This is a genomic window from Pedobacter sp. Hv1 (assembly GCF_001412215.1).
GTDB lineage: Bacteria > Bacteroidota > Bacteroidia > Sphingobacteriales > Sphingobacteriaceae > Pedobacter.
On the sequence record NZ_LLWP01000003.1, the window covers coordinates 202,720 to 229,182 of the forward strand.

Here is a 26,463-nt window from a genome sequence, read left to right on the forward strand (position 1 = left end):
TTTATAATTTTTATTTTTCTGTTTTCCTAGCAGCCCTTGCTGGCAGGTTTCGTATATAAGACTACATCAAAGTCAAAAGGTTGCACGGGTTTCTGGGCTTTTAGACCATAGGCATGTAACCCTAGACGAACGGCTGTAATTTTTCGACGAACAGGCACTAAAAAATTCGATAAAATTGGGGGTGATGGACGAAACCTTGAATCCAATCTTGGATTTCAGGGCTTAAATACTTTAAAAAAAACTAAGATTTTATCCACTATTGTTTGATTACAGAACAATTTGATGTAAGTTTAAAAATTTTAAGATGCTTATCTTTTCTTTCTTTTAGCCTATAATCAATGTTACGCGTAAATAGTTCAGGACCCTGCAAAATTGTATATTCATTATGTAAGCATGAGTTTTTAGGCTATTTAATTGAGCCACACATTGTTCAGCTTAATCCACAAGGTGATTTCTCTCTAACTTACCAGCGTTTATTTACCCATACGGCCAAAGAATTTGCCAAACATTTAACAGATGCCGATTTCAAGCTCATCAAAATACTAGATGAAACTGAACAGGATTACATCATCAAGAAATACCATAAAAAAGCCATTAGGCCCTTTGAGTTTTTCAGTAAGTTTTACGATGAGAAGTTCTATGAAAGTGTTCGCCCCAAAATTGAAAAGAAACTAGCAGAAGTATTAGAGATTCTTAAAATTAAAGATGGTTTGTACCTCATGGACAAAGATGGCTGGCCTGCAGAGCGAAAATTAGACTTGGCCACTGAACCCGCAACCGTACTTTTCCATTTTAGGAGAAATGAGGTAGAAACGAGGTATTTTCCAACCATCAAGTATCAGGGTCTAAGGATTGATTTCATGTTTAAAGATGCACAGATTGTTTGCAACCAGCCTGCTTGGATGTTGTTAAACGATGTACTTTATTTCTTTGAACAAGATATTGAAGGAAAAAAATTCATTCCATTTTTAAATAAACGTTACATCACTATTCCAAAGGCTACCGAAGAAACCTATTTCGAGAAGTTTGTAGGCCCATTGATAGAAAAATATCATGTTTATGCTGAGGGTTTTGAAATTAAGACTGAAAAGCATGAAGCGACGGCTGTAATTAAGGTCATTTATGTAGATGGTGGCATTTCGCAGATCCAACTTTATTTTAAATACGGACAATATGCCTTCACCATGGGTAACGAACACAAGGTTACCGTTCGTTTAACCAAAGAAGACGATAATTATACTTTTACCCGCATTAAACGAAATAGCGATTGGGAAAAACAGCAATTTGCTTTTTTACAAAGTCTTGGCCTAAAAAAAGTAAGTGCACTTTTTCATCACCTAGAATTGCCTAACCTTAGCGAAAATGACAATCCATCGTATGCCATTATTACTTGGGTAAATGAGCATATCGAAACATTGCAAGAACAAGGCTTTGAAGTGGAGCAGGCCAGCAGTGGCAAACGTTTTGTTTTTGGTGCCAACAAAATAGATTTCGAAATTAAAGAGGATAACGACTGGTTTGACATCAATGCCATTGTTTATTTTGGTATCCATCCTATTCCATTTATTTCTTTGAAACAGCATATCCTCCATAAAAAGAGGGAGTTTATTTTACCTGATGGAGATATTGCCATTATTCCAGAAAAGTGGTTTACGCAGTACAGCAGTCTATTCAGTTTGGCCGATGGCAGTAAAAACCTCAAACTCAAAAAACACCATATTGGGTTGATCAACGATCTGGCAGAAGATAGCTTGGCCAATGTTACACTTGATAGAAAACTACAACGTTTAAACGATTTTGAAGACATTGCCGACACTCAAATGCCCATTAATTTTAAGGGAGATTTGCGTCATTACCAAAAAGCGGGCTACAATTGGTTCAGCTTTTTACGTGAATATAATTTTGGAGGCTGTTTAGCTGATGATATGGGTTTGGGTAAAACCATTCAAACCTTGGCCATGTTGCAAAAGCTGAAAGAAGAAGACGAGTTAAATGGTACGCACAGCACCTCGCTGATCATTATGCCAACTTCTTTGATCTACAACTGGCTAAATGAGGCGAAAAAATTTACCCCGAAGTTAAAGATCCATGCCCATACCGGAACTTTCCGCAACAAGGATATTAGCCTTTTTGACAAATACGATCTGATTATTACCACCTATGGCATTACCCGTGTAGATGTAGAATTGATAAGGGATTTTTATTTCAACTACATCATTTTAGATGAGAGCCAGAACATTAAAAATCCTTCTTCAAAAGCATTTAAGGCCGTAAGGATGTTAAGGTCAAGACATAAACTGGTACTGAGTGGTACGCCTGTAGAAAACTCTGTTGGCGATTTATGGACACAGCTAACCTTCTTAAACCCTGGTTTGTTGGGCACGCAATCTTTCTTTAACGAAGAATATGTGCAGGCCATAGAAAAACGGAAGGATGAAGAAAAAGCCAGAAAGCTACAGGCCATTATCAAACCTTTTGTTTTACGCCGTACCAAAGAGCAGGTTGCTTCTGAGCTGCCGCCGAAAACAGAACATATCTTTTATTGCGATATGAGCGAGGACCAGGCTGCTTATTACGAAAAAACAAAATCGGCCTATAGAAATGACCTTTTAAACAGCATGGATGATGGCACTTATGCCAAAAAACAGGTTCAATTGTTACAGGGTTTAACGGCATTGAGACAATTGGCCAACCACCCGATTATGATCGATGACGAGTATGATTCTGATTCGGGCAAGTTCGAAAACGTCATGCACACACTGGATAACGTTTTAAAAGGCGGCCATAAAGTATTGATCTTTTCTCAGTTTGTGAAACACCTGACCATTTTCAAAAATTGTTTTGAGAAAGAAGGTATTCCTTTTGCCTATTTAGACGGTGGAACAAAAAACAGAGGAGAAATTGTTGCCGAATTTCAAGAGAACAAGGACCTTAAAGTATTTTTGATTTCGATTAAAGCTGGTGGTGTGGGTTTAAACCTTACCCAAGCTGATTATGTATTTATCTTAGACCCATGGTGGAACCCTGCGGTTGAGCAACAAGCCATAGACAGGACACACCGAATTGGACAAGACAAAAAGGTTTTCATCTACAAATTCATCTCTAAAGATACCGTTGAAGAGAAGATTTTGGCCCTTCAGAGACGTAAAAAATCTTTGGCAAATTCGTTAATCACTACCGAAGAAAGCTTCTTTAAATCATTGAGCAAGGACGACATTAGGGAGTTATTGAATTAATAGGTTATATTTTTCTCTTTAATAAAGTTAGATAAGCTTCCCTACTGATCATTTCTGCTCCAAGGCTCATTAAATGATCATTTGGCAATTGGCAATCGATCAGCTCAAAACCCATTTCTTGGGTTAGATAGATCAATGCTGTTTTAGAGGCATTGCTTACATGGCTGAACATGCTCTCTCCACAAAACACCTTGTTGATGATCACTCCATATAATCCCCCTACCAATTGCTCTTGCTGCCAAACTTCTATGCTATGTGCAATCCCTTTTTCATGTAGACTGATGTAGGCCGCTTGCATTTCATCTGTAATCCAGGTTCCATCCTGACCAAGCCTAGGTGTAGTTGCGCAAGCTTGAATTACTTCTTTAAATGCTTGGTTGGTGGTTACCTTAAACAAGCCCGATTGCAACACCTTACGCATACTCTTGCTGATTTTGATGTGCTTAGGAAAAATTACACAGCGCTCATGTGGCGAATACCATAAAATAGGCTCTCCTTCGCTATACCAAGGAAAAATCCCACTTTGATAGGCTAACGTTAAACGTGCAATACTGAGATCGCCACCAATGGCCAACAAACCATCTGGATCGGCCAAAGCAGGATCTGGAAAAACCAGTGCATCTTCAAGTAGTCTGAAAACCATCTACAATGATAAGAAACTTTTAATATTGGGCGTCATATCAAATACATACTCAAGTAACCCACTACTTTCGTTTTAGCACATAATATTTCTGGTTCCCGCTCTCATAGCTTTCTACATAGACCTGAAAAAGTTCATAGCCATAGTCTTTCATTTTATTGACACAATCTAAGGCCGAGTTGTACTCTAATTCTTGGTTCTTATCATCTCTGATAATGCTGTCTTCATTAAAACTCTCTATTTTCTGTCCATATTGAAGACTGATTAAGATCTTATCGCTAAATCCTCGCTTAACTGCAGTAACCTCAATGTATTCGGAATGGATATCACTTAACTTAACATTTTTAACTTTTTGTGCTTTGGCATTTGACCATGCAAAGCAAGCGACAAGCACCGCTAAAACAATTGACTTTTTCATGTTGTTGAATTCTTTTGTGTGTACAGCAAAATACAAATAACATGTTAATCCTTTTTTAATTCCATGTAACAATATCCGGTCTACTTACTCTTAAAATAAAGAAGTAGCAATGAGTTTCATCGGCAATATCATTTGGGTAATTTTTGGGGGAATATTTATTTTCTTTCAATATCTATTTGGCGGACTGGTTTTATGCCTCACCATTGTAGGTATTCCATTTGGTATTCAATGTTTTAAATTTGCCATTGTAGGCCTGGCTCCATTTGGCGTAAAGATTACCGATACTTCGTCGAATATCGGTTGCCTCTCTACCGTTATGAATATTATCTGGTTGGTATTTGGTGGCTTTTGGATTGTATTGACCCACTTGCTGTTTGGCCTATTATTTTGCATCACTATTGTCGGTATCCCTTTTGGTTTACAGCATTTTAAACTGATGAATTTGGCCTTTTCGCCTTTTGGCAAATCAATTAGTTAGTTATTCACCCTTGATAAAGACCATCATTACCTTACCATCTTTTAACAGCTGTAATTTACCATCTACCACTTTAAAAGAGTTGACTGCTTTTAAGCCGTCTGTATAGTTTTTTTCTGCCTGTGCTACACTTTCGCAGAACATCATGGTGCCAAATATCTCTTCAATTTTAAGTGTGTTTCCACTAATTGTACTTTTGCCGCCAAAACTATTACAGAAAGACTTGCCTCCGATTTGATTGTCGGCACCAAAATTTAAGGTTGCTTTTTCTTTTGTGGGCAAGGTTTGACCCATCCATTCACTTAATGTCCATTTGGTATTGGCTACTGTGCCTGTAGTTATCTTTTTTGAACATGCCTGAAGGACAATGATTAAAACAAATCCTAAAAATAATCTTTTCATGGTTTTTCGGTTTAAATGATCAATCCAATTTGTTTGGAGTGCGCTATGGCGATTTCGCTATCTGTAAATAAACAAGTTTTTATTTGTTGTTGCTCAATTTTCTTTAAAAAATTTTCTGTTTCTGCTTGTCGTTCTGGTCTCACATTTCTAATGTAAACCGCAGCTATACTCAATGGATATTTCTCTGCTATAGTTTGGTAAATCATTGGGTCTTGTTGAGAGTTGTCGCCAAAAAAAACAAATAACTGATGAGGAAAAGCGTTAATGATTCGCATTACTCTTAATAATTTTCCCTCGTGACCAGTTTTACCTATCTTAAATAAATTCTTCCAACGTTTAAGCTGGTTCAGTAAAAAGGCTCCTTCTGGCAGTTCATTAAATTTAAACATTTCTAGCAAATAATCATACAAATTCCATTCGCTACTCGACACATAAAAAAAAGGATTTGGTTGTCCTGCTTCAGTATGTGCGTTGGCCAATAATTGATAATGTTCTTGTACCGACGGAAAAGTTCTTCGCGTACGTGGGTTTTTGATAAACAATTCTCTGAGCCTTCTGGTCAGTTTTGCCGAATGCGAAACCATAATGGTATCGTCAATATCGGATATAAAGGCATATTGTGTGATGTGTGGCACGAAAATCTCTCCTTCTGCCTCGGCCATCACCTCATCACCAAACTCGCTTAGTGCTTCTATTTTTACGGTATGCCAACCTGCCGCAACTTTATGCTCTGCTTGCCATTCAAATTTAAAAAAGCCATCATACTCTGTCTTCTGATGAACGAGCTGCCCATGAAAATTTAACCGCACTTTGGCAAAGGGATAGGGCTTAACCACAAAAAGCTTAAATAGGTGCACCATATTGACAAAAAAATTGGTGCTAAAATTTTGTGTGGTGGTGGCCTTGAACTTAAAAACATGACCATATACAACTAAATTATGTGTGTGGCCATAACCATGATATATTTTTAAGCTTGCTGTTTTTTTCATGATATATTTAAAACAGATTTTGGCTTTAGTTGTTTGTTAGGCAGCTATAAATTACCTATCTGTGAAACCCAAAGCTATAAAGATATTATTTGTGATCAACCCAATTTCAGGGAATCATACGATCAATTACAAGAAAGAAATCAGCGCTTTTTTTAAGTCAAAAGACGAAGCATTTGAGCTTTATGAACTTCCTAAAAATTGTACGATCGAAGTTCTAAAAGCGGCCATCAACAAATCGAAAGCAGACCGTGTAGTTGCAGTTGGTGGCGATGGCACTTTAAAATTGGTAGCCGAATGTTTGCTCCACAGCAAAACACCTATTGGCATTATTCCGGCAGGTTCTGCCAATGGGATGGCCAAAGAACTAGGAATTCCATTAGATTTAAATGAAGCTTTGGCTTTAACCATTAACGGACAACCCAAACAAATCCATGCGGTTGCCGTCAATAACGAACTTTGTATCCACTTGGCTGATATCGGTTTCAATGCTTATCTGGTTAAAAAGTTTGATGAACTTCCCGAACGGGGCATGTTAACCTATGCAAAAGCAGCATGGCATGCCTTTTGGAACCACAGGAAAATGCCTGTAGAGTTTAAGATCGGCGACAAATTAATTAAACAAAAAGCAGCTATGGTAGCCATTGCCAATGCAACCCAATATGGAACAGGATTAAAGATTAATCCAGAAGGGAAACTAGACGACAACCTTTTTGAAATTATTGTGGTTAAAGATTATGCGGTAATGGAAATTATTAAAATATGGATCAGCAAGTTGCTGTGGGATCCTAAAAAAATAGAATATTTTCAGACCACAAGTTTAAAAATAACGGCGAAACACAAAGTACATTTTCAGGTTGATGGAGAATATTTAGGAAAAGTGAATAGCATTGAAGCAAAGCTGATTCCAAAGGCAATTCATGTTATTGTGCCTTAAACGGCTATTTATGCTTCAATGAATTGCTGTTTCATTTTCAACTGCCCTTTGATGGTTAAGTATAAACGGATAAACTCCACCATGAAACAGATCTTTAACAGCGCATCATACCATTTAAAATTATAAATTTCCATTACTTCGGGCAACATGGTGATGAAACCGATAGAAAACACATACAAATAAAGCCTAAACGGAAATTGGACATAGTATAAAATAAAGCCAAATTTCTTTAATAGAAATTGCCCAATAGCACCAATAAGTACCAAAACAAACATTGGGAACAGTAAAATTGATTCTATTTTAACGGATAGTTGGTTGGGTAGTTCGGAGTAATGGTTAGAGATATACCAGAGTTGCATGCTCATCAAAACCAAAGAGATCAAATCTAGCAATACAAGAGAACGGAAAAGTAGACGCATATTATTTACAGTATTTGGAGAGCCAACTGTCTGCCAGTGTTGAGCCCATATATTTTACAAAGTTAAAATCTTCACAGGCTCCTTGTTTATCTCCCTGTTTATATTTTTTCAATCCACCAGCTATCCTACTTTGTAAATACTCATCGTCAATTCCCAATTCGTTTTTAATGTGAAAAACCTTGGCTTCGTCTTCGGGTTTAGACGTTCCCTTTTCTTTATTTTTATAATAATTTGAAATGACTTTGGTCAATTCTTCTTGATCTTTATAGGCTCTTATGGCTAGTGCGGTTTCATTTTGTGATTGTCTACTGCAATCGTAACCATTCAGTACAAAATTTACAGGCACAATAATCAAAGCTAAGGTATCATGCTTTTGAGATACGATCCATTTGCCGCTGCTCATTCTAATTAACCTTAAGGCTTCATCATCTAAATCTGTTCCAATTCCTTTGGTCACTGTCGAATAATAAACTTGACCCTTGGTATTTAATTTAAAACCAATGCTTACGGTACCTTGAATACAATTGTGTAAAGAATAATTGGGATATACGGTATTGCTCTTTAAAAAACTGGCCAAACCGCCTTTAAATTGCGGCTCTTGTGCATTAGCCGCAACAGCAAAAAAGAACAGAAATAGCGTTACAATTTTGAACATATTTAAATTTACGCATTTTAAAGCAAAGCCGATGTAAAAGTATGCTTTAAAATTAACGCAGGGTCTGGACAATTGTTTAAATAAGTTGCTCTTTTTGTAAATTGACAAACACCGGGATAGTCTCCTTTTTTGCCTTCCATATTAAACATCAACTGGAAATGGAGATGTGGTGGCCAATGTCCGTTTTCTGCAGCAATACCAAAAGTGGCAAATTGTTGCCCTGCAGGAATCAACTGACCTTCTTTTAATCCTTTCAAAGAAGCTAGGCTCAGGTGTCCATATAAGGCATAAAGTGTCAAATCTTCTAATTGGTATTGTAGGATAATGGTTGCGCCATAATCGCCAAAGTGATCATTAAATTCGAAGCTGTGCACTTTTGCATCGTAAAAATTAAAAATGGGTGTTTCTGCAGGTCCCCAAATATCAATACCCAAATGTAATCTTCTGGGTTCTTCTGTGGCATCAAAGTGCGCACTTCTGCTGTAAATGGTCCGATGCTCATTGTAACCACCAATACCATACCTTGCTTTATTTTCGGCTAGTTTTTGGTCTACCCAATCTGCAAATGTAGTTGTATCTGCTAATATGGTTGGGGTAAGTTCTGTATTGTTGGCCGTAAAATCAAAAGGCAATAAAGTATCTGTAGCAGCATTAAACGCTACTACTTTATGAATCTGATTTTTAGGATGGGACAGAAAATCTTGAAGTTGTTGTAAAGCACTCATCTTGCATTAAAAACATAAACGTAATTGTAAATGAAGTGCGAAAGTGCGCCAAAATTTACAAATACATGCCAAATTTCGTGGCTGTGAAAAAGCTTGTGCAATTGTTTATCCTTGGCATAAAAGTAGGTACCACCCACATAAAACAAACCGCCAATAATTAACCAGGTAATGGCGCCAAATGGTAAAGTTTCTAGCATCTTTTGCAAAAAGGGGATCACCAAACAGCCCATGGCAATGTATAATCCTGTAGAAATTGCTTGGTTTTTTAATCGGTTAAAGATTTTCAATAAACAACCTACCAAGGCAATTAACCAAACCATACCAAATAGTACCCAACGTAACCAACCATCAAAAACCAATAGTGCGGTTGGTGTAAAGGAACCGGCAATCATCAAGTAGATGCAACAATGGTCAAATTTTTGCCAAAACCTAATTCCATATTCTGTTTTGGGCACACTGTGGTACGTTGCACTTACGCCAAACAAAATAATGATCCCTATACCGTAAATATAAGCAGCAGCATATTCAAAATGGGTATTCGCTTTTTGCAATAAAAGATAGAGGGCCGGAATAGCTAAAAGGGCTGGTACTACATGTGTTAAAAAGTTACCTGGCTCCCTGATATACCTATGGTTGCTCATCAGTTTCTTCGTCGGTTTCTTTTCTATCTTTAGCTATTTTATTGAAAATTTTATCCATGTGCTCCACATATTCATTGGTATCATCCACAAAAAACGAGAGCGTAGGAATTACCCTGGCCTGGTGACGGATGCGCGAACCTAGTTTATACCTGATTTCGCTGGCATGTGAATTAACTGTAGCAACTGATAGACTGGTATTGTTGGTATTTAAAAAACTTAAATAAACCTTCGCCACAGCTAAATCTGGCGAAACGCGAACTTTTGTAATGGTAACTAAGGTATTTGGCAAATAAGCTGCCCCTTCTCGTTGAAAAATAGCAGCAAGCTCTTCCTGTAATAATCCTGCAAACTTCTGTTGTCTTTTACTTTCCATATTCTTTAATTTCTTTGCTTAAGTAATGCTTGCAGCAATACCTAAAATCTTTTCACTTCATTTAACACAAATTGCCAGGTTGGATATGTTGAACTGCTTTTGCTTTGATCTTGATAGACCTTTAGTAGCTGAGGTTCAAAATACGTGGCTAATGCGATACTGCTTCTTGCTTCTGCTGGGTTAAAAGGTGTTCCTGCAAGATAACCCTTTTCGCCATTAGCTGCTCTTTTTTTATCAAATGCTGCTTTTGAGTTTACAAACTCTGCATGTGTTTTTTCTCCCGTAAAATAAGGGATCAAAAAGTGGACGCTTGTTTTCAAAGACGCCCCATTTTTACTTTGGTAGTTATAAAAATCGCCTTTTATTTGCGGATCTCTATTTAAAATTGTGGCAGCAACCATTAAAGGGTCTACATCGTATACATGGTAATGCAAGGCATCTCTTTCCTCAAAATCGAAACTGCTACCATCTTTCCGAAGGTTTTGCGAAATTTGTATCACGTAAGCCTGAACTGCTTGGTTTCTTAGATTTTTATCGTCTAATGCTACCGCAATCTCAGTTAAAACCTTAATCCGGTGTGAGTTCCAATTGTTAAAGCTTTTGCTGCTGCCTTTATTGGCTACGGCCTCACGTAATGTTCTAATTTCTTGTTTGGCTACTTCGTTTAACCACAACTTGATGACCAAGGTTTCATCGGCCTTCAAATCGCTTTTCAATAAATCGTAGGCAAAAATAATCCGATCTAAATTGGTATCGTTAATGGGATTACCCATTGGTTTATTCTGCTTTGCCCAAGCCAACAAGAACTCAGTAGTTTTGTTGAGGTACTTTTTATCTCCTGTAATTTTATAAGTTAAACTGAGTGCATATACTTTTTGCATGTCTTCTAACGATTTCCATGTTTTCGTTTTACGTGGATCGCCTTGTAGAATACCCTCTGTTAAAATGGTATCAGCCGGATTTGGTGTTGCCAACAATGCTTCATCAGCAGTTTTCAATATTCCTTCCCAATGTTTTTTTACCTCAACATCTGCTTGAACTAATTTTTTCAATCTGCTGAGCTCTGTGGCATTTAAGCTCACTACCTGAGCTTTGCCCACAAAAAAACAACAGCAGAAAATGCCAAACCAGAATAGGTGCTTCATTGTAAAAGGGTTTATTTTTGCTAATATAACAACTTATCGTAGGGATACCTCACTGTATGCAAACTCTTTACCTTATCGTAAAGTAATTGCTTAAACTCTTCTACATTTTCTTTTTTGGTAGCCGAAATAAAAATAGCAGGTGCATTGTGATGCGCCATCCAACTTTTCTTAAAATCGGCCAATGTTAATGGGCCTGTTTCTTCTTCTTCATTAAACTCATCGGCTGCTGGTGTAACATACGCATCAATTTTGTTAAAGATCATGATGGTATCTTTGTCTCTGGCACCCAAATCGTTCAAGGTTTCATTCACTGTATGGATCTGATCTTCAAAATTGGGATGCGAAACATCTACCACATGAATCAATACATCAGCTTCCCTTACTTCGTCTAAAGTAGATTTGAAACATTCTACCAAATGGTGAGGCAGTTTTCTGATGAACCCTACGGTATCTGACAATAAAAATGGTAGATTTTCTATTACCACTTTACGAACAGTAGTATCTAGCGTAGCAAAAAGCTTGTTTTCTGCAAACACATCAGACTTTGAAAGCATGTTCATAATGGTTGATTTACCAACGTTGGTATAACCCACCAAGGCTACACGAATCAATTGCCCACGATTTTTACGTTGCGTTTCATTCTGGCGGTCGATCAGTTTCAAGCGTTCTTTTAAAAGAGAAATCTTCTCCAAGATCATCCTTCTATCGCTTTCAATTTGTGTCTCACCAGGTCCACGCATCCCAATACCCCCCTTTTGACGCTCCAAGTGAGTCCATAAACGTGTTAAACGTGGCAACAGGTATTGTAACTGCGCAAGTTCTACCTGAGTTTTTGCTTGAGCAGTTTGTGCTCTTCCGGCAAAGATATCTAAGATCAAGTTGCTCCTGTCCAAGATTTTTACTTGTAGCTCTCGCTCAATGTTACGCAATTGCGATGGTGACAATTCATCGTCAAAAACCACCATATCTATTTCTTCGGCCTTTACATAAGCCTGTATCTCTTCTAACTTTCCTGTGCCCACAAACGTAGCACGATCTGGTTTCAGCATCTTTTGTGTAAAGACTTTTTCTACCGCACCACCAGCTGTATCTACCAAAAAAGCCAATTCATCTAAATATTCTTTAGTCTGTTCAGGTTTTTCGCCAGGCGTAATTACCCCAACAAGTACGGCTCGTTCTTGCTTCAGGGCTGTATCATAATATTTCTGTTTTCCCATGTAATTATTTACAAATATACGAAGTTTAAAATTGTGGTTTTATTTGTACTTTGCTTGTTCAAAATTCTAAACGCTCAAGCTTAACAACAGATGAAATATCTTTTCGTTTTACCGCTCTTTCTTATTGCATTTTCTGGTCTGGCACAAAAAAAAGGTGCCAATATCTACTCCATTAGTTATGGACATGGCAATGGAGAGATTAGGCCATTTGCAGCATTAGCTAAAAGTAATGGCACCAATAGTAAAGGGCCCGTTAATCTTTTTGGCTTAAATTATTATGGTGGCATAGGCAAACATGCTTACATCGAAACTGGAATTTCTTTACTTACACATCGTTACACATTTAAAGAATTTGGTTCTCCCGAGCCAAAACCCATAGTTAACAAATCTTATAATGCCTTTTTTATTCCCTTTAAAATACGGTTCGATATTGCCAAATTCTTCTTCATTAGTGGAGGGCTATCTGCCGATTTTAATGTAAAAGGTGGAAGTAGCCTTGGTGCCGGAATTGGTGCGGGCGTTCAATATTACCACAAAAAAGGGTATGGAATCTTTATCTATCCGCAAACCAATGTACACGATTTGGCCATTGGTTTAGTAGAACGCAACATCAGTTTTGGCTTGGCCTATCGCATTCCCCGTCGTTAAAGCTGCGCTACAAATTCCCTAATCGCTTGTCCTGGATCATCGGTTTTCATAAAGTTTTCTCCAATTAAAAATCCCTGATAACCTACGGCTTTCAATTGTTTGATTACTTCTGGATTGTCGATGGCACTTTCGGATATCTTTAAAAAATCGTTGGGAATATGGTCAACCAAATCAAATGAGGTTTGGATGTTTACCGTAAAATTGCCCAAATTTCTATTGTTTACGCCGATGGCATTTACAAAAGGGCAAATGGTTTGCTCCAGCTCTTCTAAATTATGAACTTCTAACAATACACTTAAGCCTAAACTTTGCGCCAGTTTGCCAAAACCAATAACCTGTTGCGGGCTTAAAATAGACGCAATCAACAACACGATATCTGCTCCCCAAGCTTTGGCTTCTAAAAGCTGGTATTCATCAATCATAAAGTCTTTTCTCAAAATGGGGATCTGGTTTACTGTTCTGGCCTGATATAAATCTGCTGCTTTTCCACCAAAAAAATCAGTATCAGTTAATACAGATAATGCAGAGGCGCCAGCCAAATTATAAGCTTGGGTTACTTCGGCCACATCGGCTGTACCATTGATCAAACCTTTTGAGGGTGATCGTCTTTTAAATTCAGAGATGATCCCTGTCCGTTTTTCATCCAGCAAAAAATCTTTAAAAACAAACGGCTGTCTATTGAAATTAACATTAGCTTCAAGTTCCTTTACCGAAACCATTTGTTTGGCTAAGGCCACCTCTTCTTTTTTACGTAAAACGATTTGATCTAAAATGTTCATCTGCTAATTTTCTAACCAGTTTTTCATCATTTGTTTGCCACTTGGTGTAAGCACGCTCTCTGGGTGGAACTGTACCCCGCACACATCATATTGTTGATGACGTAAGGCCATGATCTGCCCATCGCCATCAATTGCCGTTACCTTTAAACTTGCTGGCAAGTCTGCCGGATTAACTACCCACGAGTGGTAACGCCCAACTTCAATTGGCCCAGCACAATTTTTAAAGGTGAGTTCGTTTTCGTCTAACACTGTAATTGGAGTGGCAATGCCGTGCATTGGTCTACCTAAGTTGAGCAAACTACCACCAAAGCTTTCGGCAATGGCCTGTTGACCTAAACATACGCCCATAATGCTTTTGCTTGGGGCATAGGTTTTAATTACCTCCAATAACAAGCCTGCTTCTTCAGGCACACCTGGCCCTGGCGAAAGCAAGATTTTATCGTATGCTGCTACATCAGCCAATGCAAACTTATCGTTTCTCCAAACTACAGCTTCATAACCTAACTCATTAATCAAGTGCACCAAATTATAAGTAAAACTATCGTAGTTATCAATTACCAATATCTTGTTATTCGTTTCCATTTTTAATTTTCCAATCATTTAATTCTTCGTTGATAAAATAATTTACCAAGTCTGTGTACATTTTCTCCATAACATCGGGGTTTAACCCTTCCTCTACAGCCCAACTCCGTCTTTGCAAAAGCATTGCTTTAAATCTTTCGGGCGCTTTAACGGTTGCTTCATTTACTTTAAACTTAGACGCCACTTTTACATATTGAGCTCTCTCTCCTATTAACTCAATAATATGCTTATCGATAGCATCAATATGAAAGCGTATTTCGTTAATATTCTCACATAATTCTGGCTTTTTCATGTTTTAACCTCTATATTTCCTGCGCCATAATGATGGCTTTGCGTAATGCCGCAATCTTATTATTCACCTCGTTCAGCTCATTCTCTGCTATCGAATCTGCTACAATTCCTGCACCAGCTCTATAGTGTAGTTTGTTATTTTTACTCATAAAAGTTCGGATCATAATGGCATGGTTAAAGTCTTCATTGAAACCCATGTAACCTATTGCCCCTGCATAAAAATTACGCCCCAATTGTTCGTACTGATCTATCAACTGCATGGCTTTGTATTTTGGTGCTCCACTTAATGTTCCGGCCGGATAAGTATCGGCTACCACTTTAAAGGCACTTACCCCATCTTGTAAATTTCCACTCACTTTAGATACCAAATGGATCAGGTGCGAGTAGTATTGAACTTCTTTAAATGATTTTACTTCTACCCCATTACAATGCCTACTTAAATCGTTTCTGGCCAAATCTACCAACATTACATGTTCTGCACTTTCTTTCGGATCTTGTTCTAATTGTTTGGCTAAAGCAGCATCTTCTTCGTCATTTCCTGTGCGCTTAAATGTACCTGCAATTGGAAAAATATTGGCTACATTGCTGTTAATGGTAATTTGAGCCTCGGGCGATGAACCAAAGAGCTTAAAACTTCCATAATCAAAATAGAATAGATACGGCGAAGGGTTAATGGATCGCAGACAACGGTAAACGTTAAATTCATCGCCCAAAAAACCTTGACTAAATGCCCTTGATGGTACAATTTGAAAAACATCACCACGGTAGATGTGTTTCTTCAATTGCTCAACCATCACCATAAAACCATCATCTGTTAAATTAGATGTTTCTTCTCCATTGGTCTTGAAACTATATTCAGGAAAATTCTTATTCTGGATAATGTATTCGATTTTTGTCAGGTCTTCATTTTCATCTTCATTGAATACATTTTTAACCAATGTTACCTCATTTTTAAAGTGGTCTATAGCAATGATATAACGGTATACATGGTATTGCATCAATGGAATTTGATCGTCATCAGGCGTAGTAGCTGTAAAATGGATATCTTCAAAGTGCTGCACTGCATTCCATGTAAAATAACCAAATAGACCTGTGGAAATATGTTTTTCTTTGCTTTGTACCTGCGGATTAAACCGAGCTTTAAAAGCAGAAATCTCATCTGTTAAAACAAAGTCTGTTTTTGTTTCTTTGGTACCATCTGGAAAATACGTGCTCAATACACCATCTTTCAAAATAATTCCGGCTACTGGCTCTGCACAAACATAACTGGTTGCATTTTCTCTACTATGGTAATCCGAACTTTCTAACAATATCGTATTCGGAAAAACATCACGCAACCGTAAATAAATACTTACTGGCGTTGTAGTATCTGCTAATCGTTTTTTAGTATGTGTTTGTATATGGTATGTTTTCATTTTTCTTTTCTATTATTTCAACCAAGCGAATTTTTTAAAACAAAAAACCCGACGTGGTTCGCGTCGGGTTTTTAAATGTGGTTTAGGTTTAGGTTGATAAACTATAAGGTGCACAAAGCTACGACGAAACTCTTTTCAGAATTACCACGCCATTGCCATGTATGTATGTTATTGTTAATCATTGTAAAGCAAAAATATACAAAAAGTTAAATAATCAAAATATTTTGATCATTTATTAACTTAAACCTTTCGATTATTTCATTGTTTTATTACTCATTTGTGTAAAATAAAAAATAAAAACTGTTGGTATGGGTATAAAAAAGGCTAAGATTAGCCATATATATTTATCATTTGTTTGGTATTTTTTTGTTTGAACATGCATCCAAAAAATACAAATTAGCCCTAAGATAAGTGCGATTAATGCTACTGTTGTTTTCATAATTATAGATGTCTAAATTTTATAGGTAAAAGAAAACTACCTAAAAATTATTACATACTTCTATAAAAAAATGAATATTCCTCAAAAGTTAATTTCAAAGAATATTATTAAATATACAGCAAAAGAATTTTCTCACTTAGAAACTCAAAAGAACTTATAACCGACAAAAGTCAATCATTTCAAACGATTAGCTATACACTATGAGTACCTAAGAAACCCCAAAAAATGTTTTAGAAGGATCGCTTTTTGTCATCATTAAAATAGCAGCAACAATAAATATAAAAGCCAAACCAAAGAAAATGGCAATAGTTTTATGTTTAGCTACAGCATCGGCTACTTTTTTAGATTTAGCATTACCCACGGTAATCAAGATAATGGCGATAACCATGATACTGATATGCTCCATTTTCCAATAACGACCAAGAGCCTCTGAAGATGGCAATTTGGTTAAAGGGCTTAAAAAGTACAATACTAATCCTAACAACAGTTGGATGTGTGCACTAATCAATGTAAACACATTGAGTTTTCTATTGCCTTCTGTATAGGCTTTTTTGCCAAACCAACCCGCTAGCGCCTGGATAACGGCAATCAATAAAAGGATGAAAACAATGTATCTCCAACCAGAGTGTGCACTTTTTAAGATGTCGTAAAAATTCATGGTTTTTTATTTCAAAAATAACAAATTATCAGATGGATATGCAATACCAGTTAAACACCTAATGTTTATTTATAACCTTTCTTAACATTAGGATAATGTATCAGGGTAGTTTAAAAAACTAGTTTACAATTTGATAATTATAAAGCAGAACACGCTTAATTTTTGAAAGTCATTTTTGTGTTACACTTAAATTCCCCTCACATGAATAAACTTCTACTTTCTTTATCACTGATGGTGTTGTTATTTTTGGGCAGTACAAAAGTATTTGCACAAACTACACAAGCATCTATCTCTGGTGTAATTTCTGATGAACAAAAGAAACCCATTGCTGGCGTTTCAGTTCAAGTAAGAAATGAATCAACTGGTTTCACCACCAAAACAGGTACAAATGCCAATGGCGAATATACCTTTAAAGAGCTTCCATTGGGTGGCCCTTACACAGTTAAGGCTACTTTTTTAGGCCTTGGCGAGCAAATCAGATCTGGCTATATGTTAAATCAGGGCGACGTTGTAAAAGTTGCCATTAAAATGCAGGTTGAGGCGCAAACCTTGGCTGCTGTTCAAGTAGTGGCATCTGGATTAAAAAACAAAGTACAGAACTTTGGTGCTTCTACAGAAATATCGGCAAAGGCCATTACCCAACTTCCTGTTAATGGTCGTAATTTCTCTACTTTGATGGATTTATCTCCATTAAGTCGTGGTGGAAACATCTCTGGTCAGTTGGGCTCATCAACCAATTATACCATTGATGGCATGAATGCCAAAAACCCAACTTCAGCAGGTTCTACTACCAGCAGAAGTGGTGCACCTTATGCTATTTCTATCGAGGCCGTAAGAGAATTTAAAGTAGTAACCAATCAATATGATGTAACGCTTGGTAGAGCTGGTGGTGGTACCATTAGTGCAGTAACCAAAGCGGGTACAAATACGGTAAGTGGTAGTGCATTTACCTATGGTCGTGCCAACTGGCTAGCTAGCCCGTACGACATTAGAGGTAACAAAAGAGACAATGATTTCTCTACTTATCAGTATGGCTTTACTTTGGGTGGGCCAATTATTAAAGACAAGTTGCACTATTTTGTAGCTTGGGACCATCAAAGAGATGCTCGTCCGTTAATTATTGCTGATATTAAATCGCCTGCCGACGAAGCTAGATTTAACATTAGCAATGCCACCTTAAACAGTTTTGTTAATGTTGCCCGTGCTAAATATGGAGTTTCAAACTTGCCTCAATTTGGTTCATTTAATAAAAAGCGTGGTTCTGATGCTGCTTTTGCCCGTATCGATTGGCAAATCGACGGCAAAAATCTATTAACCATTCGTGATAACTATACCAATGATAGAAACCCATTGGGTTTGGCCGACAATACGGCCATCAACTTCTTTGAAAGTTATGGTAACGATAAAAACGTAGACAACAGCTTATTGGCCACCTTACGTACTACCGTAAGCAGTAAAGTAACCAACGAGTTAAAAGCACAGCACTTGTATACTTTCCAGGCAAGTACACAAGGAAATCAATTGCCAGGCCCAATACCTAGAGCAATTGTTGGAAACCTTGAATCAACACTTTCAAATGGTTCGAAACCTAAAACTGCTGTTCAGATTGGCGGTCACCGTTTCGGCCAAGAAGGTTTTACCAACAATGTTTTCCAATTGGTAGACAATCTCTACTACAATACAGATAAGGTTAAATATACTTTTGGGGTTGATGTAATGTACACCAGAGCTACTTCGTTATATGGTAGTGAGGTAAATGGTCGTTTTGAGTATACCAATTCAACAACCGCTACTGCATTCGAAAATTTCGAGAATCTAGTGCCAAATAGATACTACAGAGAAGTGCCCCTAATGGCAGATCCAACTGTAAAATCGGGCATTTGGAATGCTGCATTATACGGACAGATGCAAACTAAATTGGCTAAAGGTTTAGATTTTATTGGAGGTTTACGTATGGACTACAGTGCTTATCCAACATCGCCATTTAACCAAACTTTATATGATGAGTTAAAAATAAGAACAGACCATAAATTAACCCAATTCTTGTTGCAACCAAGAATTCAGTTAAACTGGGACATTAATGAGAACCGTACTGATTTTATCCGTTTAGGTGCCGGTATATTTGGTTCTGACATTAACAATTATGTAACCATTAACAACTTAACTTTTGATGGTAAACACTTGGCTACCGTTGACGTTTTTGGTGCAGATGTACCTACGCCAAACTTCCCTGGTTATAGAAATGGAAGTGTAAGTGCGCCAACATTGGCTGCCTTTCAGGTACCAACCATTAATACCAATGCTGAAGATGCACAAATTCCAGTTGTTTACAAAGCCAACCTATCGTATAGCAAGTTAATTACCGATAAGTTAAAAGTGGGCATTACAGGTTATGCAACTTTAGGTCGCCATAACTACATGTATGTAGACCGTAACATGGCAGCTAATCCATACTTTACTTTACCAAATGAAGCTAACCGAGGTGTATTTGTACCAACAATGCCAAGTAATGGTTCGGCCGATTGGAAAACAGGTCGTATCAGCAATAAATTTGGTCGCGTGTTAGAGTTGAATAGCCAAGGTAGAGTTAATCAGTTTGCGGTTGTTTTAGATGCTACTTGGCAATATTTTAAAGATGGTGAAATCTCTGTAAGTTATACCTGGAACGACACCAAAGACAATACCTCATATAATGGTAACGTAGCCAACTCTGCAACCTTGTCTTTACCAGTAAAAGACGATCCTAGAAACTTAAGTAACATGACCTATTCAGATAACCAATTCCGTAATAAAGTGGTTATTTATGGTACTTTACCTACATTTTATGGGGTTACTGTTGGGGTTCGTTATTCGGGTATCGGTGGCACACGTTACAGTTTGTTAAGTGGAGCAAATACCAATGGCGATTTTGTGGCCACTAACGATCTGGCTTTCATTTTTGACAGGAACAATCCAAATGTACCAGCTAACGTACGTACTGGCTTACAAACTTTATTAGACAATCCATTGGCTAGCCAAAGCTTAAAAGATTATATCTTAAAATATTCAGGTCAAATTGCGCAACGTAATGGTGGTATCAATGGCTTTTATGGCGTTGTTGATTTAAGGATCAGCAAAAAATTCAAGATCTATAAAACCCACAACATTGAAATCTCTGGCGATATCTTTAACCTTGCCAACCTGATCAAAAAGAAATGGGGTGTAAACGAAACTTTGGGCAGTCAGGCTTTATATGCATTAAACGGCGTAGCTAAAATATCTGCAACACCTACAACTCCAGAAATTCCGGCAGTTCCAAATTACGATGCAACAACTAAGGCATTCAACTATAGGGTAAACAACTCTGGTGTGGTTAATCCATCAGGTAATCCTTATCAGTTCCAAATTGGTTTGCGTTACGGATTTTAATTAAGATTTATTTCATTTTTAAACCCATTTGTGTAAAAACAAGTGGGTTTTTCTGTTTTCAAATATTTTTTTCCCGACACCAGTTAGAACCTGTATCAAATTAGGATGAACAAAATGTAAAATAAAAGTTAGGTAAGCTATAAATCTTTATTTATCAATAGATTTAAGCACTTATATTAAATAAAAATTATGAAGAAAATTCTACTCACGCTAGCGTTGGTATTTTCTACTGCATTTTTGTTTGCACAGCAAACTTATCCCGTTAATGGTTCATACGATGTTAGACCAGGATTGTATGCTTTTACCAATGCAAACATTGTGGTTAATGCCAATCAAACTATTAGTAACGGAGTGTTACTAGTTAAAGACAAAACCATCCAATCGGTTGGTACAGGCACTGCAATTCCGAAAGGATATGTAGTGATCGACTTGAAAGGGAAATACATTTACCCTTCTTTAATTGATGCTTTTACTTCTTACGGTATTCCTGAGGCACAACGTGCTGGAGCAGCCGGAGGCTTTGGAGGTTTCGGTGGCAGACAATCTGTATTTACTTCAACTAAAAAAGGAGCTTACAACTGGAACGAGAGTATCCGCCCAGAAACTGAAGTAAGAACTGTTTTTACTATTGACACCAAAAAAGCTGACGATTTACGTAAAGCTGGTTTTGGTAGTGTAAATGCAATTAGCAGAGACGGTATTGCCCGTGGTACTTCTGCAGCAGTTACCTTAAATGATGGTAAAGAAAACGAGGTGATGTTGAACGATCAAAGTGCAGCAAACTATTCATTTAACAGAGGTACTTCATCTAACGATTACCCATCTTCTTTAATGGGTTCTATCGCTTTGTTGCGCCAAACTTATATGGATGCATCTTGGTACAAAGGACAAAAAGAAGAATACAACATCTCTTTAGAGCAGTTTAACAAACAACAAGGCTTACCTCAGCTTTTTGAGGCCGATGGTTGGGCAAATATTTTACGTGCCGACAAAGTTGCCAAAGAATTTGGCAAACAGTTTATCATTAAATCTACCGGCGATGAGTATCAACGTGTTGATGCGGTAAAAGCTACAGGAGCAACTTTGATCATTCCGATCAGTTTCCCTAAAGCATTTGACGTAGAAGATCCTAGCGATGCAAGAAACTTAAGTTTAGCACAATTAAAAAGCTGGGAATTGGCACCAACAAACCCAGGTGTTTTAGAAAAAGCAGGTATCAAATTTGCCTTAACTACTTATGGTTTAGATGCACCTAGAGATTTCTGGGCTAACATTCAACAAGCCATCAGTAACGGATTATCTGAGAAACAAGCTTTAATGGCGGTAACAGAAATTCCTGCTGGTATATTGGGTATCAACGACAAAGTTGGAACCCTAGAAAAAGGCAAATTGGCTAACTTCTTGATTACTTCTGAAAACCTATTCAAATCTGGAAACATCATTTTCGAAAACTGGGTACAGGGCAAACGTTTTGTGGTTAACAAAATGGATGTAACCGATCTACGTGGAACTTACAATTTAAATATTGATGGCGTTGGATCAACCATTTTAAGAATTACTGGTACAGCAGGTGGTTCAGTTGCAGCTATTGAGCGTTTAGGTGCTGATAGTGTTAAAACGAATGCCACATTTACACGCAATGGCGATTGGGTAACCATTACCTTCAACTTGAAGAAAAACCCTACAGGAGATGTACGTTTAAGTGGTTACTTAACTGGTGCTAGTCCATTAGCCTTTAGTGGCGATGTGATTGTGAATGCCATGGCTGCAGGTTCTTGGAACGGAAGTTTTAAAGAAGCGGCTAAAGAAGCACCAAAACGCGATGAGCCAGCTAAACCAGCTATCGCAAATGGGCCATTAATTTTCCCATTCATTGCATTTGGTAATACTACAATGCCAGTTCAAGAAACTGTATTGTTAAAAAATGCAACGGTTTGGACCAATGAAAAAGAAGGTATCTTACAAAATGCCGATGTATTGATGGAAAATGGCAAAATCAAAGCGGTAGGTAAAAATCTAGCTGCAGGTTCGGCCAAAGTAATCGACGCAACTGGCAAACACATTACTGCTGGTTTAATTGATGAGCACTCGCACATTGCAGCTAGTGGCGGTATCAACGAAGGTGCACAATCAGTTTCTGCCGAAGTTCGCATTGCTGATGTAATCAACTCTGAGGATGTAAACATCTATCGCCAGTTGGCTGGTGGTGTTACCACTTCACATATCTTACACGGTTCGGCTAATGCTATTGGCGGACAAAGTCAATTGATTAAATTACGTTGGGGCAAAGCACCTGAAGAATTAAAATTTGGTGGCAACGACGGTTTTATCAAGTTTGCATTGGGCGAGAACGTTAAACAAAGTTCTTCAACAAGCAGTACCCGTTTCCCATCAACACGTATGGGGGTTGAACAAGTTTATGTAGATGCATTTACGCGTGCCAAAGAATACGAAAAAGCAATGGCTGTTAAAGGCAACAATGTACGTAGAGATTTAGAATTAGACGCATTGGTTGAGATCTTAAACAACAAACGTTTCATTACTTGTCACTCTTATGTACAAAGTGAAATCAACATGTTAATTCATGTTGCAGATAGCCTAGGTTTCAAAATCAATACATTTACGCACATTTTAGAGGGCTATAAAGTAGCAGACAAAATGAAAGCGCATGGTATTGCTGCATCAACTTTCTCAGATTGGTGGGCCTACAAAATGGAGGTTCAAGAAGCAATCCCTTACAACGGAAAAATTATGCACAACGTAGGTATCACTACCGCATTTAACTCTGATGATGCAGAAATGGCTCGTCGTTTAAATCAAGAAGCTGGTAAATCAGTATTATATGGTGGTGTACCTGAAGAAGATGCTTTAAAATTTGTAACCTTAAACCCTGCCAGAATGTTACATGTTGACAACAGAGTGGGCAGTATCAAAGTTGGTAAAGATGCCGATGTGGTAATCTGGTCTGCAAATCCATTATCAATCTATGCAAAAGCAGAAAAAACTTTTGTTGATGGTATTGCTTACTGGGATATTGACCGTGATGCTCAAGTACAAAAAGCACAAAAAACTGAAAAAGCTCGCATCATTCAAAAATTGGCTGATAGCAAAAATGCAGGTGCACGTACACAACGTGCTTTTGGCGAAAGACCACCAAGACTTTATGCTTGCGAATCGGAAGAAGATTACTGGGCTGAAGTAAACCAAATGGAAGGAGAACACAATCATGAATAAGTATATCAGTACAGCAATTGCCCTATTTGCTTCAGTTAGCTTAAGCTATGGGCAAGCAAATATTTCTCCTGCAAAACCGCAAAGCCAAAGAATTATTGTGCTTGGCGCTACCATCCATACTGGCGATGGGAAAGTAATAGAGAACGGTTACATCACCTTAGAAAAGGGCAAAATTACAGGTATTGGCGATGCCACGACCGTGAAATTTAGTGCTAATGATGGCCGATTAATTACGGCTTCGGGTAAACACATTTATCCTGGTTTTATTGCCCCTATTACCAACTTGGGTCTAATAGAGATCGAATCGGTAAAAGCAACGAATGACCAAGATGAATTGGGCGATAACAACGCACATATCCGTTCTATCATTGCCTACAATACCGATTCTAAGGTACCTGCTACCCTACGTAGCAATGGTATTTTAATGGCACAAATTACACCACAAGGAGGTACCATTTCTGGTAGTTCTTCTGTAGTACAATTAGATGCTTGGAATTGGGAAGATGCAGCAATTAAAAAAGAAGATGCAATGCACATGACATGGCCTGCTGCCCCTAGAGGTAGAGGTGGTTTTGGTGGTGGCAGACCAGGTGGCGCAGCCCTTGGCGGTGTTGACCCGAATGAACGTACCCAAAATGCAATTGCAGAATTAAATAAATTTTTTACCGAAGCAAAACTTTATAGCGAAGCTACACCTGCGGTAACAAACACGCGTTTAGCAGCAATGAAAGGTTTATTTAATGGCTCAGAGAAATTATTTATTACGGCCAATGTGCAAAAAGACATTGTTGCCGCAGTAACTTTTGCCAAAAAATACGGGATTACTCCGGTAATTGTTGGTGCAGATGAGGCTTACATGCTAACCGATTTCTTAAAAACCAATAATGTTGCAGTGGTTGTAAAACAACCTCATGCTTTACCAAACAATGTTGACGACGATGTAAATATGCCCTACAAAAATGCAGCTGCATTAAATAATGCTGGTGTTACTGTAGTGGTAAGTATTGATGGATTTTGGCAACAACGTAACTTGCCTTTTATGGCAGGTACGGCTTCTACTTGGGGCATGAGCAAAGAAGATGCATTGAAAACAATTACGCTAAATGCAGCTAAAGTAATGGGAGTTGATAAAACTACTGGAAGTTTGGCTGTAGGTAAAGATGCTACTTTCTTTATCTCTGCTGGTGATGCATTGGATATGAAAAGCAATAAAGTGGAAGAAGCCTTTATTCAAGGCCGCTCTATTAATTTAGACAACTTGCACAAACAATTGGATAAAAAATTCAGTGATAAATACGGGATCAAATAAAAGCTGAACCCTTAAAACGAGAGGCCATCCATATTAATGGATGGCCTCTTATCTTACACATCAAAAAACTGTTCTATTTTGAAACCGTTTTTCTATTTGTGCTACATTCAGAAACTAAAGCACGCATACTGTATGGTACCTATCTGCATCATCACATCCCCAAGACCAAGCATTACACTCCCTTAGCACACAGCTGTATCCTGGCTGGCAACCGAAACTCGGATCATAAGGATCATAAGGGCAATAATTAATACAAGCAGCACAAGCAGAACCTCCAGTGGTCTGCTTCATTTCGTTTCTAGATAAGGTTTTTCCAATCATAATTCATTTTGTTTTAGGGTTGACTAATTGGTTAGTTACCCTAAAATACTAATTTACAATACGATATACAATAAAAAAGTTTGTATAGAGAAAATTGAATAAAAAGATCTGATAAAAAACTAATGATAAATAAGGCAGCAATTAAATACCAAAACCAATAGAAAAGGCTATCTCAATTAAGATAGCCTTTTCAGTTTTCTTGATCAGGAAATTACACTTCCCAATCGCATACCGCACGGTACCTGTATTCTTCTGGACAAGTCCAATGCCAAGCACTACATTCTGTTAGTACACAGTTTCCACCTGGAGGGCAACCTGCACCTGGTCCGCCAAATTCATAAAGACAGCTGCTAGTACAAGCCAGACATCCTGGATCACCTCCAGTAGTCTGTTTCATTTCATTTCTAGATAATGCTTTTCCGATCATAATTAATTTTTGTTTTAGGTTGAATAATTAATTAACTAATCCTAATATACTAAATCACAAACCATTACGCAAGAAAGCATTCCTTTCTAAAATAGAAAAGTGTATTTAAAAATTAAGTGAAACTAAAGTTTTGGTTACCTTGAGGCCTTTGAAGTGTAAAAGAGAAAGATTGATGAACTTTCGAGAATCTTGGAGTGACAAAGTATGATTTTTGTGACAATCGCTTTTTTAGGGCAAAAAAAAAGAGCAGTCTGTACTTGGACCGCTCCCTTAACTAACTTATTATTTATTAAAACTGGCTGTTGGGGAAGGAGTCGAACCTTCAAGGGGTAGTTAGCTGCAATTCAAAATTAATTTGTGGTCAACCCATAAATTGCGTTTGTCCCATGATCCCCACCACCGAGACAAGGAGGTGTGTCTGCCAATTTCACCACCCAACATTCTTTAGTTTTCAGTTCTCAATTTTCAGTTCGCAGTTACTAAAACTACTTGCTGTAAATTGTTTACTGAAGTGCTGTAGGGGAAGGAGTCGAACCTTCATAGAGTGGTTGTACCATTGCTGGATTTCCCATTTTCTCTACCACCGAGACAAGGAGGTGTGTCTGCCAATTTCACCACCCTACATTGTTTAGCCCTCAGTTTACAATTATCAGTTTTCAGTTGCGAACTGTTAACTGCTAACC

Annotated in this window: 26 protein-coding genes and 2 tRNA genes; 7 read left to right on the forward strand and 21 right to left on the reverse strand. The window is 37.7% G+C overall.

Features of this window, described 5'->3' with window-relative positions; translation table 11 throughout:
• Positions 1-338 precede the first annotated feature (338 nt).
• On the forward strand, positions 339-3,236 hold the full coding sequence (locus AQF98_RS07285) for a DEAD/DEAH box helicase (RefSeq protein WP_055131268.1): 2,898 nt from the start codon (positions 339-341) through the stop codon (positions 3,234-3,236).
• 4 nt (positions 3,237-3,240) lie between these two features.
• Here the strand turns inward: AQF98_RS07285 and aat are convergent, their stop codons facing one another.
• Together aat and AQF98_RS07295 are read right to left on the reverse strand one after the other, a co-directional pair.
• Entirely contained in the window at positions 3,241-3,879 is a 639-nt protein-coding gene (aat, locus tag AQF98_RS07290) for a leucyl/phenylalanyl-tRNA--protein transferase (protein WP_055131269.1), read from the reverse strand.
• Positions 3,880-3,940: 61 nt separating this feature from the next.
• Entirely contained in the window at positions 3,941-4,294 is a 354-nt protein-coding gene (locus AQF98_RS07295; protein ID WP_055131270.1) for a hypothetical protein, read from the reverse strand.
• 109 nt (positions 4,295-4,403) lie between these two features.
• Between AQF98_RS07295 and AQF98_RS07300 the strand changes: the two genes are divergently transcribed.
• Positions 4,404-4,772 (forward strand): YccF domain-containing protein, encoded by a 369-nt coding sequence (locus tag AQF98_RS07300; RefSeq protein WP_055131271.1) that lies wholly within the window; start codon positions 4,404-4,406, stop codon positions 4,770-4,772.
• Here the strand turns inward: AQF98_RS07300 and AQF98_RS07305 are convergent, their stop codons facing one another.
• Both AQF98_RS07305 and AQF98_RS07310 read right to left on the reverse strand, forming a co-directional pair.
• Positions 4,773-5,171 (reverse strand): META domain-containing protein, encoded by a 399-nt coding sequence (locus AQF98_RS07305; RefSeq protein WP_055131272.1) that lies wholly within the window; start codon positions 5,169-5,171, stop codon positions 4,773-4,775.
• 11 nt (positions 5,172-5,182) lie between these two features.
• Complete coding sequence (locus AQF98_RS07310; RefSeq protein WP_055131273.1) at positions 5,183-6,160, reverse strand: App1 family protein; 978 nt, start codon at positions 6,158-6,160, stop codon at positions 5,183-5,185.
• 61 nt (positions 6,161-6,221) lie between these two features.
• Between AQF98_RS07310 and AQF98_RS07315 the strand changes: the two genes are divergently transcribed.
• Entirely contained in the window at positions 6,222-7,094 is an 873-nt protein-coding gene (locus tag AQF98_RS07315; RefSeq protein ID WP_235524186.1) for a diacylglycerol kinase family protein, read from the forward strand.
• 8 nt (positions 7,095-7,102) lie between these two features.
• Here AQF98_RS07315 and AQF98_RS22010 read toward each other — a convergent pair whose 3' ends face one another.
• Genes AQF98_RS22010 through hflX form a run of 7 tightly spaced genes read right to left on the reverse strand, consistent with a single transcriptional unit; the run spans position 7,103 to position 12,269 of the window.
• Positions 7,103-7,513 carry a hypothetical protein gene (locus tag AQF98_RS22010; protein ID WP_152969662.1) on the reverse strand — a complete coding sequence of 137 codons (411 nt, stop codon included), beginning with the start codon at positions 7,511-7,513 and terminating at the stop codon, positions 7,103-7,105.
• A 1-nt stretch (position 7,514) separates the two neighbouring features.
• Positions 7,515-8,168 carry an energy transducer TonB gene (locus AQF98_RS07325; protein WP_055131275.1) on the reverse strand — a complete coding sequence of 218 codons (654 nt, stop codon included), beginning with the start codon at positions 8,166-8,168 and terminating at the stop codon, positions 7,515-7,517.
• Positions 8,169-8,185: 17 nt separating this feature from the next.
• Complete coding sequence (locus AQF98_RS07330; RefSeq protein WP_055131276.1) at positions 8,186-8,893, reverse strand: peptidoglycan DD-metalloendopeptidase family protein; 708 nt, start codon at positions 8,891-8,893, stop codon at positions 8,186-8,188.
• Positions 8,890-9,534 (reverse strand): hemolysin III family protein, encoded by a 645-nt coding sequence (locus tag AQF98_RS07335; protein ID WP_055131277.1) that lies wholly within the window; start codon positions 9,532-9,534, stop codon positions 8,890-8,892. The genes AQF98_RS07330 and AQF98_RS07335 overlap by 4 nt, the downstream gene beginning before the upstream one ends.
• Complete coding sequence (rbfA, locus tag AQF98_RS07340; RefSeq protein ID WP_055131278.1) at positions 9,521-9,907, reverse strand: 30S ribosome-binding factor RbfA; 387 nt, start codon at positions 9,905-9,907, stop codon at positions 9,521-9,523. The genes AQF98_RS07335 and rbfA overlap by 14 nt, the downstream gene beginning before the upstream one ends.
• Before the next feature lie 41 nt (positions 9,908-9,948).
• Positions 9,949-11,052, reverse strand: coding sequence for an alginate lyase family protein (locus AQF98_RS07345; protein WP_055131279.1), 1,104 nt, complete (start codon positions 11,050-11,052; stop codon positions 9,949-9,951).
• A gap of 20 nt (positions 11,053-11,072) precedes the next feature.
• A complete protein-coding gene (gene hflX, locus AQF98_RS07350; protein ID WP_055131280.1) occupies positions 11,073-12,269 on the reverse strand; it encodes a GTPase HflX in 1,197 nt (398 codons plus the stop codon).
• A 90-nt stretch (positions 12,270-12,359) separates the two neighbouring features.
• On the opposite strand from hflX, the gene AQF98_RS07355 reads away from it, so the two are divergent.
• Complete coding sequence (locus AQF98_RS07355; RefSeq protein WP_055131281.1) at positions 12,360-12,917, forward strand: hypothetical protein; 558 nt, start codon at positions 12,360-12,362, stop codon at positions 12,915-12,917.
• Here AQF98_RS07355 and trpC read toward each other — a convergent pair.
• The 6 genes from trpC to AQF98_RS07385 form a co-directional block, all read right to left on the reverse strand.
• Positions 12,914-13,696, reverse strand: coding sequence for an indole-3-glycerol phosphate synthase TrpC (trpC, locus tag AQF98_RS07360; protein ID WP_055131282.1), 783 nt, complete (start codon positions 13,694-13,696; stop codon positions 12,914-12,916). The two genes, AQF98_RS07355 and trpC, sit on opposite strands and share 4 nt — an antisense overlap.
• A gap of 3 nt (positions 13,697-13,699) precedes the next feature.
• Positions 13,700-14,278, reverse strand: a complete 579-nt coding sequence (locus AQF98_RS07365; RefSeq protein WP_055131378.1) for an aminodeoxychorismate/anthranilate synthase component II — start codon at positions 14,276-14,278, stop codon at positions 13,700-13,702.
• Positions 14,265-14,570: an isochorismate lyase gene (locus AQF98_RS07370; protein ID WP_055131283.1), complete on the reverse strand. Its 306-nt coding sequence runs from the start codon at positions 14,568-14,570 to the stop codon at positions 14,265-14,267. The genes AQF98_RS07365 and AQF98_RS07370 overlap by 14 nt, the downstream gene beginning before the upstream one ends.
• A 10-nt stretch (positions 14,571-14,580) precedes the next feature.
• A complete protein-coding gene (locus AQF98_RS07375; RefSeq protein WP_055131284.1) occupies positions 14,581-15,984 on the reverse strand; it encodes an anthranilate synthase component I family protein in 1,404 nt (467 codons plus the stop codon).
• A gap of 253 nt (positions 15,985-16,237) precedes the next feature.
• Positions 16,238-16,423, reverse strand: coding sequence for a hypothetical protein (locus AQF98_RS07380; RefSeq protein WP_055131285.1), 186 nt, complete (start codon positions 16,421-16,423; stop codon positions 16,238-16,240).
• A 208-nt stretch (positions 16,424-16,631) separates the two neighbouring features.
• Positions 16,632-17,081 (reverse strand): hypothetical protein, encoded by a 450-nt coding sequence (locus tag AQF98_RS07385; RefSeq protein WP_055131286.1) that lies wholly within the window; start codon positions 17,079-17,081, stop codon positions 16,632-16,634.
• A gap of 201 nt (positions 17,082-17,282) precedes the next feature.
• On the opposite strand from AQF98_RS07385, the gene AQF98_RS07390 reads away from it, so the two are divergent.
• The 3 genes from AQF98_RS07390 to AQF98_RS07400 all read left to right on the forward strand — a co-directional run bounded on the left by AQF98_RS07390 (position 17,283) and on the right by AQF98_RS07400 (position 25,032).
• Positions 17,283-20,489: a TonB-dependent receptor gene (locus tag AQF98_RS07390; protein ID WP_055131287.1), complete on the forward strand. Its 3,207-nt coding sequence runs from the start codon at positions 17,283-17,285 to the stop codon at positions 20,487-20,489.
• Between the two features lie 189 nt (positions 20,490-20,678).
• On the forward strand, positions 20,679-23,723 hold the full coding sequence (locus AQF98_RS07395; RefSeq protein WP_055131288.1) for an amidohydrolase family protein: 3,045 nt from the start codon (positions 20,679-20,681) through the stop codon (positions 23,721-23,723).
• A complete protein-coding gene (locus AQF98_RS07400; protein ID WP_055131289.1) occupies positions 23,716-25,032 on the forward strand; it encodes an amidohydrolase family protein in 1,317 nt (438 codons plus the stop codon). Before AQF98_RS07395 ends, AQF98_RS07400 begins: the two co-directional genes overlap by 8 nt.
• 114 nt (positions 25,033-25,146) lie before the next feature.
• On the opposite strand, the gene AQF98_RS22015 is transcribed toward AQF98_RS07400, so the two are convergent.
• From AQF98_RS22015 to AQF98_RS22025, 4 genes are all read right to left on the reverse strand, one after another.
• Positions 25,147-25,353, reverse strand: coding sequence for a hypothetical protein (locus tag AQF98_RS22015; RefSeq protein ID WP_152969663.1), 207 nt, complete (start codon positions 25,351-25,353; stop codon positions 25,147-25,149).
• 211 nt (positions 25,354-25,564) lie between these two features.
• Entirely contained in the window at positions 25,565-25,780 is a 216-nt protein-coding gene (locus AQF98_RS07405; RefSeq protein WP_055131290.1) for a hypothetical protein, read from the reverse strand.
• Positions 25,781-26,076: 296 nt separating this feature from the next.
• Positions 26,077-26,220 (reverse strand) — tRNA-Asp (locus tag AQF98_RS22020).
• Positions 26,221-26,294: 74 nt separating this feature from the next.
• Positions 26,295-26,404 (reverse strand) — tRNA-Asp (locus tag AQF98_RS22025).
• Positions 26,405-26,463 lie beyond the last annotated feature (59 nt).